Annotated in this window: 11 protein-coding genes; all 11 read left to right on the top strand. The window is 69.3% G+C overall.

What is annotated here, in order from left to right:
* Window position 1: 1 nt before the first annotated feature.
* The 11 genes from ACWGKS_RS24535 (at window position 2) to ACWGKS_RS24485 (ending at window position 20041) form a co-directional block, all read left to right on the top strand.
* The gene (locus tag ACWGKS_RS24535; protein WP_358504380.1) at window positions 2-1069 is read left to right on the top strand and encodes an ABC transporter ATP-binding protein; all 1068 of its coding nucleotides are present in this window, start codon (window positions 2-4) and stop codon (window positions 1067-1069) included.
* The gene (locus tag ACWGKS_RS24530) at window positions 1066-2088 is read left to right on the top strand and encodes an ABC transporter ATP-binding protein (protein ID WP_358504377.1); all 1023 of its coding nucleotides are present in this window, start codon (window positions 1066-1068) and stop codon (window positions 2086-2088) included. The genes ACWGKS_RS24535 and ACWGKS_RS24530 overlap by 4 nt, the downstream gene beginning before the upstream one ends.
* A 7-nt stretch (window positions 2089-2095) precedes the next feature.
* Entirely contained in the window at window positions 2096-2287 is a 192-nt protein-coding gene (locus tag ACWGKS_RS24525) for a hypothetical protein (RefSeq protein ID WP_358504375.1), read from the top strand.
* Complete coding sequence (locus ACWGKS_RS24520; RefSeq protein ID WP_358504372.1) at window positions 2284-4098, top strand: ABC transporter substrate-binding protein; 1815 nt, start codon at window positions 2284-2286, stop codon at window positions 4096-4098. The genes ACWGKS_RS24525 and ACWGKS_RS24520 overlap by 4 nt, the downstream gene beginning before the upstream one ends.
* 265 nt (window positions 4099-4363) lie before the next feature.
* Window positions 4364-5611, top strand: coding sequence for a crotonyl-CoA carboxylase/reductase (gene ccrA, locus ACWGKS_RS24515; protein WP_358504369.1), 1248 nt, complete (start codon window positions 4364-4366; stop codon window positions 5609-5611).
* Between the two features lie 542 nt (window positions 5612-6153).
* Window positions 6154-8733: an ATP-binding protein gene (locus ACWGKS_RS24510; RefSeq protein WP_358504366.1), complete on the top strand. Its 2580-nt coding sequence runs from the start codon at window positions 6154-6156 to the stop codon at window positions 8731-8733.
* A 97-nt stretch (window positions 8734-8830) separates the two neighbouring features.
* The gene (locus ACWGKS_RS24505) at window positions 8831-9256 is read left to right on the top strand and encodes a roadblock/LC7 domain-containing protein (RefSeq protein WP_067597160.1); all 426 of its coding nucleotides are present in this window, start codon (window positions 8831-8833) and stop codon (window positions 9254-9256) included.
* Between the two features lie 48 nt (window positions 9257-9304).
* Window positions 9305-9664, top strand: coding sequence for a DUF742 domain-containing protein (locus ACWGKS_RS24500; protein ID WP_084392184.1), 360 nt, complete (start codon window positions 9305-9307; stop codon window positions 9662-9664).
* 22 nt (window positions 9665-9686) lie between these two features.
* Complete coding sequence (locus tag ACWGKS_RS24495; protein WP_067597162.1) at window positions 9687-10244, top strand: GTP-binding protein; 558 nt, start codon at window positions 9687-9689, stop codon at window positions 10242-10244.
* Between the two features lie 74 nt (window positions 10245-10318).
* Complete coding sequence (locus tag ACWGKS_RS24490; protein ID WP_358504361.1) at window positions 10319-11584, top strand: styrene monooxygenase/indole monooxygenase family protein; 1266 nt, start codon at window positions 10319-10321, stop codon at window positions 11582-11584.
* Window positions 11585-12013: 429 nt separating this feature from the next.
* Window positions 12014-20041 (top strand): SDR family NAD(P)-dependent oxidoreductase, encoded by an 8028-nt coding sequence (locus ACWGKS_RS24485; protein WP_358504358.1) that lies wholly within the window; start codon window positions 12014-12016, stop codon window positions 20039-20041.
* Window positions 20042-20047: the final 6 nt, after the last annotated feature.

Raw genomic sequence — 20047 nt, 5'->3', positions numbered from 1 at the left:
CGTGAACGACCTCCCCACCGGCCCGGGCACCGACGACGGCGCCCTGCTGTCGGTTCGCGGCATCGACGTCGGCTACCGCACCGGACGCCGGACCCACGTCACCGCCGTGCACGACGTCTCCTTCGACCTCCACCCCGGTCAGTCCATGGCCCTGGTCGGGGAGTCCGGCTGCGGCAAGACCACCCTCGGCCTGGGCCTGCTCCGACTGCTGCCGCGTACCGGCGTCATCCCCAAGGGCGAGATCCTCTTTCGGCGCAAGGACGGCACCCGCGTCGACGTGCGCACCCTCCACAAGGAGAGGCTGCGCCGCTTCCGTTGGAACGAGGCGGCCATGGTCTTCCAAGGCGCCATGAACGCCTTCAACCCGGTGCTGCGCATCGGGGATCACTTCGTCGACACCTTCCGCGCCCACGAGGACGGCGATCGACGCCCCCGGCGGGAGATCCTCGAAGAGTCCGCCGAACTCCTGGAGATGGTCCGGCTCGACCCCGCCCGGGTCCTGAACGCCTTCCCCCACGAACTCTCCGGCGGCATGCGACAGCGCGGCCTCATCGCCCTGGCCCTGGCGCTGCGCCCCCAACTGCTGATCCTGGACGAACCCACCACCGCCCTGGACCTGCTCACCCAGCGCTCCATCGTGGAACGCCTCGCCGAACTGCGCGAACGACTGCGCTTCTCGATGGTCTTCATCACCCACGACCTGGGCCTCGCCGCCGCCCTGGCCGACCGGGTCGGCACCATGTACGCGGGACGCCTCATCGAGACCGGCACCACCCGCGACATCTTCCACCGCTCCCGGCACCCCTACACCTCGGCGCTGATCGACTCCGTGCCCCCGGTCGTCGGCGATCTGCACGTCCCCCAATCGCTGCCCGGCGGCCCGCCAAGCCTCCACGCGCTGCCGCCGGGCTGTTCCTTCGCCCCGCGCTGCGCCCACGCCCTGCCCGAATGCGACCTCACCCGCCCGGAGCTGGACGTGCTCGTCCCCCGAGACGAGGGTCTCGCTCACGCGGCGGCCTGCCTGCGCTCCACCGACGCCGAACTCCACGCAGAGGGGGTCTCCCGTTGATCGACCACACCTTGGCCACCACCCCGGTGAGTACCGAGACGCCGACCGAACCGGTGCTCACCCTCAAGGGCGCTCGCCAGACCTTCAAGACACCCCGAGGCGAAGTGCCCGCCGTCGCCGGCGTCGACCTGCAGGTCCGCCCCGGACAGGTCCTGTGCCTGGTGGGGGAGTCCGGCTGCGGCAAGACCACGACGGCCCGCATGGCCGCGGCCCTGGCGGACCCCACCGCCGGTTCCGTGCTGTTCCACGGCAAGGACGTCGCCACGATGGATCGGAGGGAACGCGCCGTCTTCCGCCGCTCGGTCCAGTACATCCACCAGGACCCCTACGCCTCCCTCAACCCGGTCCGTACCGTCTACTCCACGGTCTCCGCCGGGTTGCGTCGGCACAAGATGGTGAAGAACCACGCCGAGGCCAGGCGCGCCACCGCCGAACTCCTCGAACGCGTCGACCTGACCCCCGCCGAGGACCACCTCGACAAGTACCCCCACCAGATGTCCGGCGGCCAACGGCAACGCGTCGCCGTGGCCCGTGCCTTGGCGATGAACCCCGAGGTGATCATCGCCGACGAGTCCACGTCGATGCTCGACGTGTCCATCCGGGTGAGTCTCCTCAACACCCTCGGAAAACTCCGCGACGAGCTCGGTGTCGGCTTCCTGTTCATCACCCATGACCTCGCCGTCGCCAAGTACTTCGCCTGGCACGGCGAGATCGCCGTCATGTACCTCGGCAAGGTCGTGGAACAGGGCACCACCCCCCGGGTGGTCAACGATCCGCGGCACCCGTACACCAAGGCGCTCGTCTCCGCGGTGTGCGAACCCGACCCGGACCTGGTCCACGGCAAGGAACGGGTCCGACTGCGCGAGGCCGACATCCCCGACCTCACCGACCTGCCGCCGGGCTGCGACTTCCATCCACGCTGTCCCCTCTACGCCGAGGGCGACTGTGACGCCGTGCGGCCCCCGCTGGTGCGCGGCCACGACCGGCTGCTCGCCTGTCACGTCGTCACCCGGGGGTGATGGGACCTTGCTCCTCCTCATCGGGCGCTTCGGCGTTCTCGTCGGATCCTTCCTCACCCTGGCCTGCGTCCTCATGGCCGTGTTCACATCCCCCGGCACAGCCGAGTTCGTCATCAGCGTCGTCACCGTCGGTATCGGCCTGGTCGTCCTCAGTCTCGGTCTGCTCGCCGTCCTCCTGGAAAGGAAGCGTCAACCATGACCTCCCCCCACCCCCTCCACAACGCGATCCGGCAGGATCTGAGCAGACGACGCCTCCTGCGGGCCATGGGGCTCGGCGCGGCCGGAGTCACGGGCGCCGGGCTCCTGTCGGCCTGCGCCGGCGGTGACGCCGAGAGCGGTGGCACCACACGGTTCACCGGGGTCTTCGACTTCGACCTGGACTCCATGACCCGCAACGTCCACCGTGAGGACGGCGCGCTGCTGCTCGGTTCGGTGTACAAGGACCTGTTCCTGTGCCCGGGCGGTGTCTACAACTGGAGCACCCACGAGTGGGACTACCTCCTGCTCGAAGGGCACGAGTGGGACGGCGACGACCTCGTCGTGACGCTGAGGTCCGGCCTGAAGTGGAGCGACGGCTCGGACCTGAACGCCGACGACATGATCCGCAGCTACGCCATGCGTGTCCTGGAGGCCCCACCGTGGGGTTTCGGGTTCCCACAGGTCCAGGCCCTGGAGAAGCTGGACGACCTGAGCGTGCGGGTGGGCTTCGAGGACCCCTTCCCCAACATCGAGCGCAGCATCATCAAGCACCGCGTCGTCTCCAAGACCACCTATGAAGGCTTCGGCCAACCCGCCGTGGACATGGTCAACGACGGTGTCCGTCAAGGCGACGACGAGCACGCCGACTGGAACGCCGAGTTCATCGAGTTCGACCCCGACGAGATCGTGTGCAGCGGTCCGTACAAGTTCGACGAGGCGCAGATGTCGGACGCGCGCATCACGCTGGTGCGCAACGAGGAGGGCTACCAGGGTACCGAGGTCGCGTTCGACGAGGTCGTCATCCACAAGGGCGACAACCGCCAGTCCGCGCTGTTGATCCAGAGCGGTGACGTCGACTACTCCACCCTGGCGCCCTCCGCCGCCGACCAGCAGGCCTTCCAGGGCGTGGAGGGGTTCCGGTGGATCGAACACGCCGGCTACGACGGTTGCGGCATCATGTTCAACCACCGGGCCAAGCCGGAGGTCCAGGACGTGCGTGTGCGCAAGGCGCTGGCCTACATCCTGGACGGCGACCAGATCGGGCAGGTCGCCCGGGGCGAGGCCTACAGCAGGGTCGAGCACTACGCGGGTCTGGCCGACATCCAGGCCGAGGAGATCTTCACCGCCGAGGAACTGGCCGGGTTCGAGAACTACGACCAGGACCACGACAAGGCCACCGAACTGCTGGAGGAGGCCGGTTGGACCCTGGAGGGCGGCAAGTGGTTCCTGCCAGACGGTGAGGAGGCGAGCTTCGAGGTCATCGGTGTCGCCGGCTGGGGCGACTTCGAGCTGACCGCCACCCAGGTGGAGGAGGCCTGGAACGACTTCGGGATCAAGACCGAGGCCCGCAACGTACCCGAGGACAACCCGTGGGGTATCTGGGGCGCGGGCGACTTCGAGGTCGCCGTCCGGCACTGGGGCAACCCCGAACAGCCCGACTACTGGGGCGCGTTCCAGATGAACTTCCTGACCGAGAACGCCGGTACCGAAGACTCCCCGGGTCAGGGCTTCGACCTCCAGGTCGAGAGCCCCTCCCAGGGTGAGGTGGACATCGCCGAGCTGGTGGACACCGCCCAGCGCGCCGAGAGCGATGAAGAGCAGAAGGAGGCGTTGAAGAGGCTTTCGATCATCTTCAACGAACTCCTGCCGCGTGTCCCGATCTGGACCTACAAGTACCTGTCCCCGGCGATCGAGGGCGTGCGGGTCGAGGAGTTCCCGACGGACACACCCACCTCGCAGAACGAGCAGTACCAGGACAACCACGTCATCCTCGCCCTCATCCAGGGCGAACTGCGGCCGGTCCAGGAGTGATCGGGCGGAACGAACGGTACCGATAACGGCAGAGAGGGGCGGGCGTCGACGGACGTCCGCCCCTTCGTCCTGCCCCGCCTCCGTTTATTACGGACCAGGGTGCATTTGATTACTCAATGTCCGTTTATACGCGGGCATGTGAAGTGAATGTAGTCTCGCCTCGCGCGTGCAACCGCACACGCGTTTTCCCGACCGCCCGATCCACGCCCCGATCACACCCCGGCCCCGTTCAGGGGCCTCGGCCGTCGAAAGGAATCGCCGCGTCATGCCCAAGGACCTGTATGAAATCGGAGAGGTTCCGCCACTGGGCCACGTGCCCACGCGCATGCACGCTTTCACCATCCGCAGGGAACGCTACGGAGAGCCCCGAGACGCGTTCGCCCGTGAGATCGTGCCGGTCCCCGAGTTGAAGCCCGGGCACGTGTTGATCTACACGATGGCCGCGGGGATCAACTACAACAACATCTGGGCGGCCAAGGGACACCCGGCCGACGTCATCGCCGCGCGTGAGAAGGCGGGGGAGCCCGAGGACTACCACGTCGGTGGGTCCGACGGCTCCGGTGTGGTCTGGGCCGTCGGCGACGGTGTCACCAACGTGAAGGTCGGCGACCACGTCATCATCGCCCCCGGGCAGTGGGACGAGACGGCCGACGACATCCGCATGGGCGGCGACCCCATCGCCTCCAGGACCATGCGGGTGTGGGGCTATGAGAACAACCACGGGTCCTTCGGCCAGTTCACCTTGGTCCGTGACGTCCAACTGCACCACAAACCCGAGTCCCTGCCCTGGGACGTCGCGGGCGGCTTCCTCGTCAGCGTCGCCACCGCCTACCGGCAGTTGTTCGGCTGGCCGCCCCACACCGTCGACCCCGGCGACCCGGTCCTCATCTGGGGTGGCGCGGGCGGTCTGGGCACCTCCGCCATCCAGCTGGTCCATCAGGCCGGTGGCCTGCCCGTCGCGGTGGTCTCCACCGAGGAGAAGGCGAGGCTGTGCCGCGAACTCGGCGCGGTCGGCACCATCCTGCGGACCGAGTTCGACCACTGGGGAAGGGTTCCCGACGAGAGCGACACCCAGGCCTACGCCGAGTGGTTCCGCGGTGTACGCGCCTTCGGCAAGCGCTTCTGGGCCGAAGTGGGGGAGCGGCGCTCGCCTCGCATCGTGTTCGAGCACACCGGGGCCGACACCCTGCCCACGTCCCTGTACCTGTGCGACAACTCGGGCATGGTCGTCATCTGTGGGGCCACCTCCGGTTTCCAGGCCGATGTGGACCTGCGCTTCCTGTGGATGCGCCTCAAGCGCCTGCAAGGTTCCCACTTCGCCTCGCCGGCCCAGTGCCGTATAGCCATCCACCTCGTCGAGAGCGGTCGGATCGACCCGTGCGTGACCAAGGTGGTCGGGTTCGACGAGATCGGTGAGGCCCACCAGATCCTGCACGAGAACCGGCAGCCTCCGGGCAACATGGCCGCGCTCGTCAACGCCGCCCCAGGTCAGACCGGTCTGGATCTTTCCTAGGGCGTGTTCCGCGAATACCCGCCCTGCTGCGCGGCGCGTCCACCGAACACGTCCTAGCACCCTTTCGGGGTCGCGTGATCCAGATCAGGGCCGATTAGTAGTGATACTGATGACACCTGGCTAGAAACAGACAAAAGGTATAAATGCCGCGCTTCGGGGGGTGTTCGGGGTATTGGTTTCAGGGTGTTCTCGCACGTCATGTGGGTTTCATCTGGGGCTTTTCCACCCCTTCTCCGATTCTTCTGTCAAGCGGGGCGTCCTTTGTTAGTCTGACGAACCGAACGACGGTTCTCGGTGGAAGAACAGGAATTGTGTGGAACGTGGACACCTGTCCTCCGGATCGGGCGCACGTCGCCCGGGCCGGTGACGGGCCCGACCACAGGTTCCCTCGGCCCCGAAGGCCGTCGAGGCGTTCCCCCGGCGATCGGGGAACCTGTCCCGTCAGGTAACCGATCGAAGGCCCCGAAGTTTCATCCTCCCTGGTCGGGGCGGTGGTGCGGGGCCACCGCCGAGCCGCCCACCTGATTCGAGGAGACGAGATTGTGGCACAGGCGCAGTCACCGCAGGAACGCGATGACGACTCCCTGGCCAAGATGATGTCGACGGAGGGTGGGCGTGGAGCCAGGCGTGAAGGACGGTTCCGCCGGGCCATCTCCCGGATGGTCAAGTCCCAGGAACCCCCGTCACCGGAGACCGAGCTAGGAAATCCCGTGCATCAGCCCGTGCATCCGCACTCGCAAGAACCCGACGACCGCTCGTCGGCCGGCGAGGCCACACCCGTGACGGAGCCCCCCACCGGACCCTTCTCCGCGTCCGCCGAGAACGGTTACCGTCCCACTTCCAGGGTGAGCGTCCCCAACCCCTATACGACCAGGAACGTCGAGGTCGACGACGTCGACACCGGCGCTACCCCGGTCGGTCAGTGGCGCGGCGTCGGGCTCGACGAGCCCGAACTCCGCAGCCAGAACACTCCCGCCACCACGGACACCATGACCGACACCCCCACCCCGTCAGAGAACACGGAGCGGCCCCAGGCCCCTGTGTCCCCACCCGCCCCCGAGGCCGAGCACCGGCCCGAGCCGGGGCGGCACGTGGTCTCCGAGCCGTACAGAGCCGAGGGCCGCGGCGCGGAGCCACCGCGTCCGGAAGCGCCGCCGGAGACCCCGTGGCCGCAGGCCGAGCCCGCGGCGCCACAAGGACACTGGGCGCCCCCGCGATACGAGCAGGGCCCGCGGGCGCCCTACGAGTCGCAGCGCCCCTCGCCCACCCGACACCAGGGCCCGGAACAGGATTGGGACCGGGGCCCGGGTGGGCAGGACCCCTATGGCCCCGGCCCGCGAGGACAGCAGGGACCCCCGGCCCCGTACGACCACCGCGCACCGCGGGGTTACGGGGAAGGACAGGGGTACCCCGGGCCGTACGGTCACCAGGGCCCGCCCGCGTACCCCGGCCCCCAAGGACACCCCGACCACGGCCACCGAGGCGGATACGAGCCGAACTCGTACTACTACCAGCGGCCGCACCACGAAGGTCACCCCGCGGCTCCGCCCGCCGGGTACCCGCCGCAGCCGCCGATGCCGCAGCCCGCGCCGCACTACCAGGCCTACGCGCAGCCGATGCCGTACCAGAGCGCCTACCCGCTGCCCTACCAGCCGCCCGGCTACGTCCTGCCTGGGCAGCCGATGGTCTACCCGGGCCAGTTCGCGCCCTACGGCCAGATCAACCCCTACGGTCAGCCCGTCCAGCACGTCATCGTGCTCGCCGCCGGGCAGCAGCCACAGGTGATCACCGCCGAGTCGGCCGCCACGCTCTTCGCCGAGCGCGCCGAACCGACCCTCTCCTCGGAGGTGGGCCAGGACAAGGCGCTCACCCGAGCGGAGGAGGAGACGGGCGAGGAGACGACCCCGGAGCGGGAGCGGCCGAGCGCCGAGAACCCTGTCGAGCAGGAGACCGAGGCCCCCGAGCCCGAGGCCGGCGTCGTCCAGGACGAGGAGGCCGCGGCCAAGGCGGAGGTGGCCGAGGCCGTCTCCGAGGTCCTGCGCGACTCCAAGGACGACCTCCTCAACGAGGCGCTCGCCGGTCTGGCCATGCGCGACCTCTCCCTGGTCGACGCGCTGCTGGAGATGGTCGAGGAACTGGAGACCAGCGCCCAGGACCCCGACCTGCTCGACAAGCTCTTCCAGATCGACAACTTCGCGACCCGTATGCGGCGTAACGGAGAGAACTTCCTGGTGTTGACCGGGCATGACGGTGGCGAGTCCGACGCTCACGACGAGATCGTCCCGTTGCTGGACGTGGCCCGCGCCGCGACCTCGGAGATCAAGGACTACCCCAGGGTCACCCTCGGCAAGATCCCCCAGGCCTCCATCACCGGTCTGGCCGCCGACGACATCAGCCACCTCCTCGCGGAGCTGCTGGACAACGCCACGGCGAACTCGCCCGAGCACTCACAGGTGGTGATCAGCGCCCAGGAGTTGGACGACGGGCGCCTGATGATCGTCGTCGAGGACGAGGGCGTGGGCATCCCCGAGTCCCAGCTGGCCGAGCTCAACAACCGACTGGAGGGCGAACCGGTCCTCGACGACGAGGTGCCCCGGCACATGGGCCTGTACGTGGCCAGCCGCATCGCCCGCAAGCACGGTCTGGAGGCCCGCCTGGAGCCTCGCTCGTTCCGCGGGGTCAACGCCTACACGATCATCCCCCAGGGACTTCTGCGGATCGCCACCCCCCGGGTACCCGGGCAGGCCCGAACCTCGACGACACCGAGCGCGAGCGCCTCCGTGACACCGATCGGATCGACCGGCAACGGCAAGACCAACGGCACCAACGGTTCCCCCGGATCCAACGGAGCGCCCAAGCCGCCCACCGGCGGAAGCTCCGCCGTCACGGCGGCCGGTCTGCCCCGGCGCAGCGCCACCCCGCACGGTTCGCCGCTGCGGATGATGCCGCACCCCGGAGCGCTCTCGGACAACCCGCCGCCCGCCCCGAAGGGCAGGGAGGACACCCCGCCCAAGCTCACCGGTGAGGCCCGGGCGGAGCAGATCCGTGACGAGATCGGCGACTTCCTCGACGGGGAACGCGCCGCTCTCGAAGGCGAGGAGCTAGAGGGCGACCAGGAATGACGATCGACACGGCGACCCGTGCCCCATCGCGCGGTTCCGCCGTCTCCCAGACCCCCAGCGAATCAAGAAACTCGGCCGAGGCAGGTAGAGCACAAGCATGACTGAATCCACGAACGACAGCGTTGAGAACTTCTCGTGGCTCATCGACCGGTTCGTCCGGGACGTGCGCGGTGTCGAACACGCCGTGGTGGTCTCCTCCGACGGCCTGGTGCTGACCCACTCCAGTGACTTCCCCGAAGAGCACGCGGAACAGCTCGCGGCGATCTCCAGCGGCCTGCACAGCCTGGCGGTCGGTGGAGCCGGTCTGTTCCAGCGGGGTGAGTGCGAGCAGCTGCTCGTTCGCTTCAACCACGGCCACCTCTTCATCATGGCCATCAGTGACGGTTCCTGCATGGCGGTGCTGACCGCACCCGGTACGGAGCTGAAGATCGTCGGTTTCCAGATGGCCAAGCTCGTGGACAACGTCGCCCACGTGCTCACGCCGCAGCTGCGCTCGCAGTTGCGCGAAGTCATCCAGAACTGACGACGGCGTGTTCCGTAACGGTTCGGCAGGAATGAGGTTGCCTCGGCTATGAGCTTCCGAAGGCGAAGGAGTAACCGTGTCCGTCCGTTCACCTTCACGGGTGGGCGTACCCGGTCACGGCATCCGCTGATGGTGCAGACCCTGGTCTCGACGTCCGAGCCCGGGCAGGACCCTCCTGGCACCCTCATGCCGGAGTCGATCAACATCCACAAGCTGTGCCGGGAGACGCGGTCGCTCGCCGAGGTCTCGGCCGAGCTGAACATCCCTCTGGGCGTCACACAGGTGCTGGTCAGTGACCTGGCTGAGCAGGACCTGGTGTATATCCACCCGACCATCACCGGCAGCAGTCCATCGGAAAACCAGGTTCTGGAGAGGGCTCTTCGTGGTCTCGAACGACTTTTCCAGTGACAACAGGTCGAATCGCAAGAAGATGTCGAGCAAGATCGTCATCGCCGGTGGCTTCGGCGCCGGCAAGACGACCTTGGTTCGCTCGGTGTCGGAGATTCCACCGGTCACGACCGAAGCGATCATGACCGAGGCCAGCGTCGGACACGACGACACCTCGGTCACACCGGACAAGACGACCACCACCGTCGCGATGGACTTCGGTCGCATCACCATCGACGACGAGCTGGTCATGTACATGTTCGGTACACCGGGCCAGGCCCGGTTCTGGTTCATGTGGGACGATCTCGTCCGTGGCGCCGTCGGTGCCGTGGTCGTGGTCGACTGCCGAAGGCTCGCGGACTCCTTCGACGCCGTCGACTACTTCGAGACGAACAAGCGCATCCCCTACATCGTGGCGCTGAACAAGTTCGAGGGTCGTCTCGACTACACCTCGGATCAGGTCCGTGAGGCCCTGGAGGTCAGCCCGGAGGTGCCCATCATCGACTTCGACGCCCGGCACCGGATGTCCGGCGGCGACGTACTCAAGACCCTGTTGCGGTACGCGCTGGAGCACAAACGAACGAGCGAGCCCGTCGCCTGACGGGTGGGGGCCGCTCGGACTCGTGGTCGACCCTTCCCACAGCCCCGTAGATTCCCAGGAAAGTTAGCGACACAATGCGCAAGATCCTTATCGTCGGCGCCGGCCACGCCGGCCTGCACTTGGCCCACGGTCTCTTGACCCATGGCTACGACGTCACGGTGATCACGGGGCAGTCCTCGACGGAGATCCGGACGGGACGGCCGTCCGTCACGCAGTTCACCTTCCCCACCGCTCTGGAGTACGAGCGTAAGTACGAGCTGGATCTGTGGAGTGCGCTCAGCCCTCAGATCCGACAGCAGCGAATCCACCTCTACCCCGGCGCCGACCGTTCGCGTCTCTCCCTGAAGGGGCGAACCGGCAAGGCCAACGACTACATGGTGGCGGTGGACCGTCGTGTCAAGATGGCCGACTGGCTGGAGTTCTTCGAGGACCGTGGGGGCAAGGTCGTCATCCACGGCGTCACCGTCACCGACCTCGACTACTTCTCCCGGATGTTCGACCTGATCATCGTCGCCGTCGGTCACGGAGAACTCGGTCAGCTCTTCGACTACGACGAGAGCCGCTTCAGCGGAGCCCGACCCCGGTCCATCGCACAGGCGCAGATCTATGACGTCTGGCCCAGCGCCGAGGACGACGACAACGTCGGCTGGGCCTGCTCCGCCCAAGATGCGGGGAACACCATCTTCATCCCCATGCTGAGCCAGGAGGGTCCCTGCCACAACCTGCTCATGGTGGACAAACGTGGCGGTCCCATGGACGCCTGGCCGGACAGGCCGGGGCCCGAAGAGCAGTTGCGTCGCATGAAGGACCTGCTTCGTCAGTACTCCCCTGAGTACTACGAGCGGGTCAGGGACGCGGAACTGGTCGACGGTGGCCGCAGCACCCTGATCGAGGACCTGACCCCACAGGTGCGCAACCCGGTCGGCACTCTGCCATCCGGGGGAAAGGTCCTGGGTATGGCCGATGTCGTCGTCACCATGGACCCCTACGTGGGGCAGAGCTGGAATAATTCCACGCGCTGCGCGAAGGCCTACCTTGAGGCCATCATGGAACACGGTGATCGCCGGTTCGACGAAGAGTTCCTGGTGGGGGCGTTCGACAGGTTCTGGGAATTCGGTCTTCACAACCAGATGTGGTCTGAGATGAATTCCACGGTGTGGGATCAGGGCGATCTTCCCGCCCACTTCTACGAGCTGGTCGAGGCGGCTTCGGTGCACACGGAGGTGGCCGACCGGTGGATTCAGGGTTGGGACTATCCGCCTGACTACGCCAATTGGCTCCTGGACCCGGAAGAGTCCATGAAGTACGTCGCCGAGGTTCGGGCGCGTAGCGGGGTGTGACCAGAACCGAGCGTGTCTCGTAGTGCCCGATGTCCACGGACATCGGGCATTTCCTTTTGGTAACGGTTTCGCGAAATTATCAGTTGTGCCAGGGTCTGAATGCTCGCAGTGGATTGACCGAAAACTAGTGTTCCGTTGTCTTCTGTCCTGAATCGCGGATAGCATCCACTCTGCGGACGGCTTGAAACCACGGGTGGGGAACGTGTGGTTGAAGTGTTGATCGAGCCGTGTGCGGCTTGATTATCCCCGTGGTCGATTTCCGGAGAGTTCTCGGTTTCGGTCGCGGGGTCTCGTGTTCGTCGGACCCACCCTGAACTGCGCATAAAGGGCAGTGCGCGTGCACCTTCACGAGACTTTCAAGCCGAGCCGTGACTCCCTCGGGCCAGGACCCGCCCGGGTGGGGACGTCGAGTTCGACCGGAGGAACGCGATGACCAGGGATCCTCGAAGCGGTGCGGCCCCCCGCTCACCCATCGCGGTGGTGGGGCTGGCCTGCCGGCTGCCAGGCGCCTCGACACCGGAGGCCCTCTGGCGGTTGTTGTGCGAGGGGCGGGAGGCCATCTCACCGCCGCCCGAACGTCTCGGTTGGACCTCCGCCGAACGGGACCACCGCTGGGGCGGCTACCTGGATCGTGCCGAGGACTTCGACGCGGCCTTCTTCGGTGTCTCCCCGCGCGAGGCCGTGGCCATGGACCCCCAGCAGCGGCTGATGCTCGAACTGAGCTGGGAGGCCGTCGAGAACGCGCGTACCGCGCCCGACAGTCTGCACGGCACCAGGACCGGGGTCTTCACCGGTGCCATCTCCTCGGACTACTCCCTCCTGCTTCGGGACGAGCCCGCCTCGCACCACAGCCTGACCGGTGGTCAGCGCGGCATGATCGCCAACCGCGTCTCCTACACGCTCGGCCTTCGTGGGCCCAGCATGACCGTGGACAGCGGGCAGTCCTCCTCCCTGGTCAGCGTGCACACGGCGATGGAGAGCCTGCGCAGCGGAGAGTGCGAGATCGCGCTGGCCGGCGGCGTCAACCTCATCCTCCTGCCCGGAAGCACCGATGACGTGGAGCTGTTCGGCGGTCTGTCGCCGGACGCCCACTGCTACACCTTCGACTCGCGCGCCAACGGTTACGTCCGAGGCGAGGGCGGGGCCGTGGTCGTCCTCAAACCGCTCGATCGCGCGCTGGCGGACGGTGACCACGTCCACGCCGTTCTCTCCGGCGGAGCGGTCAACAACTCCGGCCCCATCTCCTACCTGGCCCGGCCCGAACCCGAAGGTCAGGTGGAGGTCCTGCGCGCCGCCCACCGCCGGGCCGGGATCGACCCCGCGCACGTGGGGTACGTGGAGTTGCACGGCACGGGCACCCCGGCCGGCGATCCGGTCGAGGCCGCCGCGCTCGGCGAGGTCTTCACCAAGCGTTCCAGCGCCCTGCGAGTGGGCTCGGTCAAGACCAACGTGGGACACCTGGAGGGCGCCGCCGGAATCGTCGGCCTGATCAAGGTCGTGCTCAGCCTCTCCCACGGCCTGTTGCCGCCCACCCGGAACTTCGACGCGCCCAACCCGGGGATCGACCTGGAGGGTCTGGGGCTGGCCCCGCAGACCGTTCGGGAACCCTGGCCCACGGAGACCCCTCTGGCCGGGGTGTCCTCCTTCGGCATGGGCGGGACCAACTGCCACCTCGTCCTGGCCCCGCCGCCTCGACGCACACCCGAGGCCTCCGGCCAGGTACCGGGGGAGGGCGCTCTCGACCCCGTGCCCTGGATCCTCTCGGCCCGCTCCGAGGCGGCCCTTCGCGCCCAGGCCTCGGTATTGCACTCCTTCGTGTCCAAGCGGCCCGGTCTGCGCCCCGAGGACGTGGGTTTCTCGCTGGCGACCACCCGCACGGTCATGGAGCACCGCGCGGTCATCCTCGCCCCGGGCGGCAATGGAACACGTGACCTGGAGTCGATCCGTCCCTCCGGTGCGCCGGTGGGCGAACGCGATGGTCGCGGCCCCGTCCTGGTCTTCCCGGGACAGGGCGGCCAGTGGGCGGGCATGGTCCGTCCGCTCCTGGACGGCGACGGTCGACTCGCCCGGACCTTCGGTCGGCGACTGCGTGAGTGCGAGCGGGCTCTTGACCCCTACGTCGACTGGTCCCTCACCCGGGTGCTTCGCGGGGAGCCGGGGGCGCCCCGTTACGTCGGCCCCGGAGCCCGCGTGGACGTCGTCCAGCCGGTCCTGTGGGCGGTCATGGTGGCGCTGGCCCGGGTCTGGGAGACCTTGGGGGTACGTCCCACCGCCGTGATCGGTCACTCCCAGGGCGAGATCGCCGCGGCCCACGTGGCGGGTGTGTTGACCTTGGAGGACGCCGCCAAGGTGGTGGCGCTGCGCAGTCGGGCGCTGACCGCCCTCGGTGGCAGTGGGGCCATGGCCTCCCTCGGGCTCTCCCCGGAACAGACCCAGGAGCTCATCGGCTCGCTGGACGACCTCCACCTGGCGGCGGTCAACGGGCCCGAGTCCGTGGTGGTCTCGGGCGATCCCGCCTCGGTGCGCGCCGCCGTGGACCACTGCGTGGACGACGGTGTGCACGCCGCCCTGGTGGACGTCGACTACGCCTCGCACTCCGCGCACGTCGAACGGGTCCGGGAGACCCTGCTCGAACAGTTGGACGGCGTCACGCCGCGTCCGGCCCGGATACCGGTCCTGTCGACGCTGACCGGGAGCGAGCTGCGCCAGGACGGGCCGGCCATGGACGGTCGGTACTGGTACCTGGGGTTGCGCAATCCGGTCCGCTTCGCCGACGCGGTGACCGAGGCGGTGGCCGGCGGACACGACACCTTCGTCGAGGTCGGCCCGCACCCCGTCCTCGCCCACGGAATCGAACGTGTGTTGGCGTCCGGTGAGACGCGCGGTGCGGTGTTGGAGACCCTGCGGCGCGACCACGGAGACGAGGCCCAGCTGCTGACCGCGGCGGCCCAGGCCTTCACCGCCGGACTGGACGTGAACTGGGGGAATCTCTTCAGGGGTTCGGGCGCGCACCGCGTCGACCTGCCCACCTACCCCTTCCAACGCACCCGTCACTGGCCCGAGCTCACCCCGGTCGCACCGATGACCGTGGCGCCGGAGGTCACGCCCGAACCCGCCGACGAGTCGGCCACCCCCGGGGGCGGAGGCGCTTCCGGGCTGGTGGCGTCCCTGAGCGCCCAGGTGTTGGAACTGGACGAACTGGACCCCGCGGACGAACGGCGGGCCTTCCGCGACCTCGGCTTCGACTCCATCATGCTGCTGGAACTGGCCGACCTCATCGAGGACGAGACCGGTGTCCGCCTGGAGGACTCCGTCCTCTTCGAACTCCCCACCCCGGCCGCGCTCGCGGGACACGTCGCCGAGGAACTGGGCCAGGAACCGCCCGACCGGGAGCGGGAGAAGGCCGCGCCGCGCCGTGCGGCCCCCGCCGAGACCACGCCGGTGGGAGCGGCCGACGACGACCCGATCGCCATCACCGCGATGGCCTGTCGCCTGCCCGGCGGGGTGAGCTCCCCGGAACAGTTGTGGCGGTTGCTGGAGGAGGGGACCGACGCCATCGGGGCCTTCCCCGAGAACCGCGGCTGGGACCTGGACTCGCTCTACGACCCGGAACCCGGCACCCCCGGGCGCACCTACACGCGCAACGGCGGATTCCTCTACGACGCCGACCTCTTCGACGCCGACTTCTTCGGCATCAGCCCTCGTGAGGCCGACGCCATGGACCCCCAACAGCGGTTGCTGTTGGAGACCTCCTGGGAGGCGATCCAGCGGGCCGGCCTGGACACCGAGGAACTGCGCGGCCGGCAGGTGGGCGTGTTCGTCGGGGCGATGCCCGGTGAGTACGGTGCGCGGCTGGCCGATCCGGCCGGTGACGCCGACGGCGGGTACCGGCTGACCGGAAGCACGCTGAGTGTGGCCTCCGGACGTATCGCCTACGTGCTCGGTCTCAACGGCCCCGCGTTGACCATCGACACCGCCTGCTCCGGTTCGCTGGTGGCCCTGCACCAGGCCGCCGCCGCCCTGCGCCGGGGCGAGTGCTCCATGGCGCTGGCCGGTGGTGCGACCGTCATGGCCACCCCCGGGATGTTCCTGGAGTTCTCCGCCCAGCGCGGCCTGTCCGCGGACGGACGCTGCCGTGCCTTCGGCGCGGGCGCCGAGGGCACCGCGTGGGCGGAGGGAGCGGGGATGCTCCTGCTCGAACGGGCCTCGCAGGCGCGCCGCAACGGTCGTCCCGTGTTGGCCTTGCTGCGTGGCAGCGCCGTGAACTCCGACGGGGCCTCCAACGGTCTGACGGCCCCCAATCCGGAGGCCCAGGAGAGGGTGATCCGTCAGGCCCTGTCCGCAGCCGGACTCGCCCCCGGCGAGGTCGACGCGGTCGAGGCGCACGGCACCGGGACCCGGCTGGGCGACCCGATCGAGGCCCGTGCCCTGATGTCGGTCTACGGCCGGGATCGGGAGCACGACCTGCTGCTCGGCTCCCTCAAGTCCAACATCGGCCACGCCCAGGCCGCGGCGGGGGTGGCGGGCGTGATCAAGACCGTGGAGGCGCTGCGCCACGGTCGCCTGCCACGGACACTGCACGTGGACGAACCCACTGACCGGGTCGAGTGGCGGGGCAGTGGTGTGCGTCTGCTGTCCGAGGAGACCCCTTGGCCCGACACCGGACGGCCCCGGCGGGCCGCGGTGTCCTCCTTCGGGATCAGCGGTACCAACGCGCACGTGCTGTTGGAGGGGGTGGCCGACGAGGTCGCCCCGGTCACCGTGCCGGATGATCCCTTCCAGCGTTCCCGCCACTGGCTTTCGCCGAGTGCGCCCGAGGTCGGTGCGGAGGAGGTGGCGACCCCGCTGCTGGACGACGGACTCTCCCTGGCCGACGGGGGAGCGGTGTTCCACGGCCGGATCTCCGTCGCCCGACAGCCCTGGGCCGCCGACCACCGGGTCCTGGGCCGGGTGATGGTGCCCGGCACCGCGATCGTGGACCTGGTCGCCCGAGCGGGAGCGCGCGTCGGTGCCGACGTCGTCACGGACCTGGTGTTGGAGGCGCCCCTGACACTGGGGCGTGAGGGGACGGCGGAGCTACAGGTCCTCGTCGCCGCCCAGGACGGGCGAGGGCACCGTGAGGTCAACGTGTACGCGCGAGGTGGGGCGACCATGGACCAGCCCTGGATCCGTTACGCCTCCGGTGCCGTCGCCGGCGTGCGGACCCCCGCGGGCACCCCCGAGAACACGGAACCGGGTTCGACCGTCCCGCCCACCTCCGGTACCGAGCGGATCCCGGTCGACTACGCCGACCTGAGCGTTCGGGGTTACGGATACGGTCCGGCGTTCCGCGGACTGAAGTCGGTGCGCGAATACGCGGACGAACTCTTCGTCGAGGTCGAACTGCCGGAGCGGGTCGCCACGGACGAGACGTTCCACGCGCTTCACCCGGCCCTGATGGACGCCGTCCTCCACGCGGTGCTACCGGGAGGCGGCGGAGAGGGCCACCACGGACCCGTGGTGCCCTTCGCCTGGAGCGGCATTCGGCTGAGCGCCGTCGAGGGAGGGGAGATGCCCCGCACGCTGAGGGCACGGCTCTCCCCGTTGGGCGGGGACCGCTACCGGCTCCTGGCCACCGACGCCGGGGGCGAAACGCTCTGGTCCGTCGATGAACTGACCCTGAGGCCCTTGGGCCGGGACGCTCTGCCCGAACCGGAACCGGGCGAACTTCCCGAACTGTACGAGCTCCACTGGGAGAGGGTCGAACCTCCGGAACCCCGGGTCGAGGAGACCGGTACCCTTCCCGCCCTGGCGGACCTGGATCCCGAGGCGCCGGTGCCCGCGCTGGTCTGCGCCGAGCTGCCCGCCTCCGTGGTCTACGCCGAGGGCGACACCCTGCCCGACGCGGTACGGCAGGGGCTGGAGTCGGCCCTGGAATCGGTCCGCGCGTGGCTGGCGGACGAGCGTACGGCCGACTCTCGGCTGGCCCTGATCACCTGGCGCGCGGTCGCCGTCGAAACCGGGGAACCGCTCCCCGGGCTCGCCGCCGGTCCGGTCTGGGGACTGTTCCGCGCGGCCCAGCGCGAACATCCCGGCCGCTTGGTGCTGTTGGACTCCGACGGTGCCGAGGAGTCCCACGCGGTCCTGCCCGCGGCGCTCGAACTCGACGAACCACAGATCGCCCTGCGTTCGGGCACCGTCCTGGTCCCACGTCTGCGGAGGCCCTCGACCGAGGCGACGGACCTGGTGGTGCCCTCCACCCGGGTGTGGCGGATGGACACTCGACACCCCGGTTCCCTGGATTCGGTGGAAGCACTGCCCGCACCGGAGGCCCGTGACACGCCGGCTCCGCGCGAGGTCCGGGTCTCCGTTCGGGCCGCCGGCGTCAACTTCCGGGACGTCGTGGTCGCGCTGGGCCTGGTCGAGGGCGAGACCGGGATCGGCATCGAGGGTGCGGGAATCGTCCTGGAGACGGGCTCCGAGGTGACGGACCTGGCCCCCGGTGACCGGGTGGCGGGGATGTTCGATGGTGCCTTCGGCCCCTTCGCCGTGGCGGACCGGGCACGTCTGGCCCGCATGCCCGAGGGTTGGACCTTCGAGCAGGCGGCCTCGGTGCCGGTGGCCTTCCTGAGCGCCTACCACGGCCTGGTGGACCTGGCCGCGGTACGCCCCGGTGAGAGCGTGCTCGTGCACGCGGCGGCCGGGGGAGTGGGTACCGCCGCCGTCCAACTCGCCCAGCACATGGGCGCCAAGGTGTTCGGCACCGCCAGCCCGCACAAGTGGCCCGGACTGGCCGCCTATGGCCTCCCGATGGAACGGCTGGCCTCGTCCCGCACGCTGGAGTTCGAGGGCCGGTTGAGGGAAGCCAACGACGGCCGAGGCATCGACGTGGTCCTCAACTCACTTTCCGGCGAGTTCGTGGACGCCTCACTGCGCCTCCTGCGCTCGCCCGGCGACGGCGCGGGACCGGGCGGCCGGTTCGTGGAGATGGGCAAGACCGACATCCGTGACGTCGACGAGGTGGCCGCCGACCATCCGGGCCGTACCTACGAGGCCTTCAGCCTGCCGGACGTGGATCCCGAACGGATCGGCCGGATGCTCGTGCGGGTGATGGAGCTGTTCGAGGAGGGGGCCCTGCGTCCCCTGCCCACCACCGTGTACGAGGTCGGAGAGGTCCAGGAGGCCTTCCGCGCGCTCCAGCGCGGCGAGACCGTCGGCAAGGTGGTCCTCAAGATCCCCGCACCCTTCCCCCAGGAGGGCACGACCCTGATCACCGGTGGCACCGGCGGGCTCGGCCACCGTCTGGCGCACCACCTGGTCACCGCCTACGGCGTTCGGAACCTGTTGCTGCTCGGCCGTCGCGGCGCGGACACCCCCGGACAGGCGGAGCGGACCGCCCAGCTGGAGGCGTTCGGCGCCCAGGTGGAGGTCGTCGCCTGTGACGCGGCCGACCGCGAGGAACTGCGGAGTGTCCTGGCGGCGGTGCCGCAGGACCGTCCGCTGCGCGCGGTGGTCCACGCCGCGGGAACCCTCGACGACGCCACCGTCGCCTCCCTGACCCCGGAGCAATTGCACACCGTCCTTCGCCCCAAGGTCGACGCCGCGTGGAACCTGCACGAACTCACCGACGACCTGTCGTCCTTCGTCCTGTTCTCCTCGGCGGTGGGTGTCCTGGGCAACCCCGGGCAGGCGAACTACGCGGCGGCCAACTCCTTCTGTGACGCGTTGGCACACCTGCGGCGCGGGGACGGCCTTCCCGCCGTCTCGCTGTCGTGGGGGCTGTGGGCCGGTGGCGGTGGTATGACCGGCCACCTGGAGGAGTCCGACCTGGACGTGCTCGGCCGGAGCGGTCTGTTGCCGATGCGGCCCGACGCGGCGCTCGACCTGTTCGACACCGTGCTCTCCCGGAACCCGGTCCACGCGGTCCCCGCGTGGCTCACCCCGGCCACCGGAGTCAGTGTGCTCCGAGGGCTCCTGCCCGAACCCGGCGCGGAGCGTGCCTTGCCCGCCACACCCACCGCCTCCGGTTCCACCGGTGGCGCGGGGGACACGGGTGATCCGGCCGCGCGCTTCGCCGCCATGGACGAGGACGAGCGGTCCCGTGCCCTGTTGGCGGAGGTCCGCGCGCACACCGCCGTGGTCCTGGGACACCGGGCCGGTTCGGCGTCCAAGGTGGACCCCGACCGCCCCTTCACCGAACAGGGCACGGACTCGCTGACCAGCGTGGAGCTGCGCAACCGGCTCAGCAGCGCCATCGGGGTGCGGATCCCGGCCACCGCCGTCTTCGACCACCCCACCCCCCGGGCGCTGGCACGGTTGCTCGACGGTCTCCTGGCTCGGGAACCCGAGGCCGCGACCGAGCGCGTGGGCCGACACCGGACCGACACACCTCGTACGGAGACCGGCGACGAGGACGACATCGACGAGATGGGCGTCGACGAACTGGTGGACCTCGCCCTGCGGGGCCCGAGCGTTTGACGAGGA

It is taken from the genome of Nocardiopsis sp. NPDC055879, from assembly GCF_053615935.1.
Note: the sequence above shows the minus strand (reverse complement) of the source record. Positions and strands in the feature narration are given on the sequence as shown.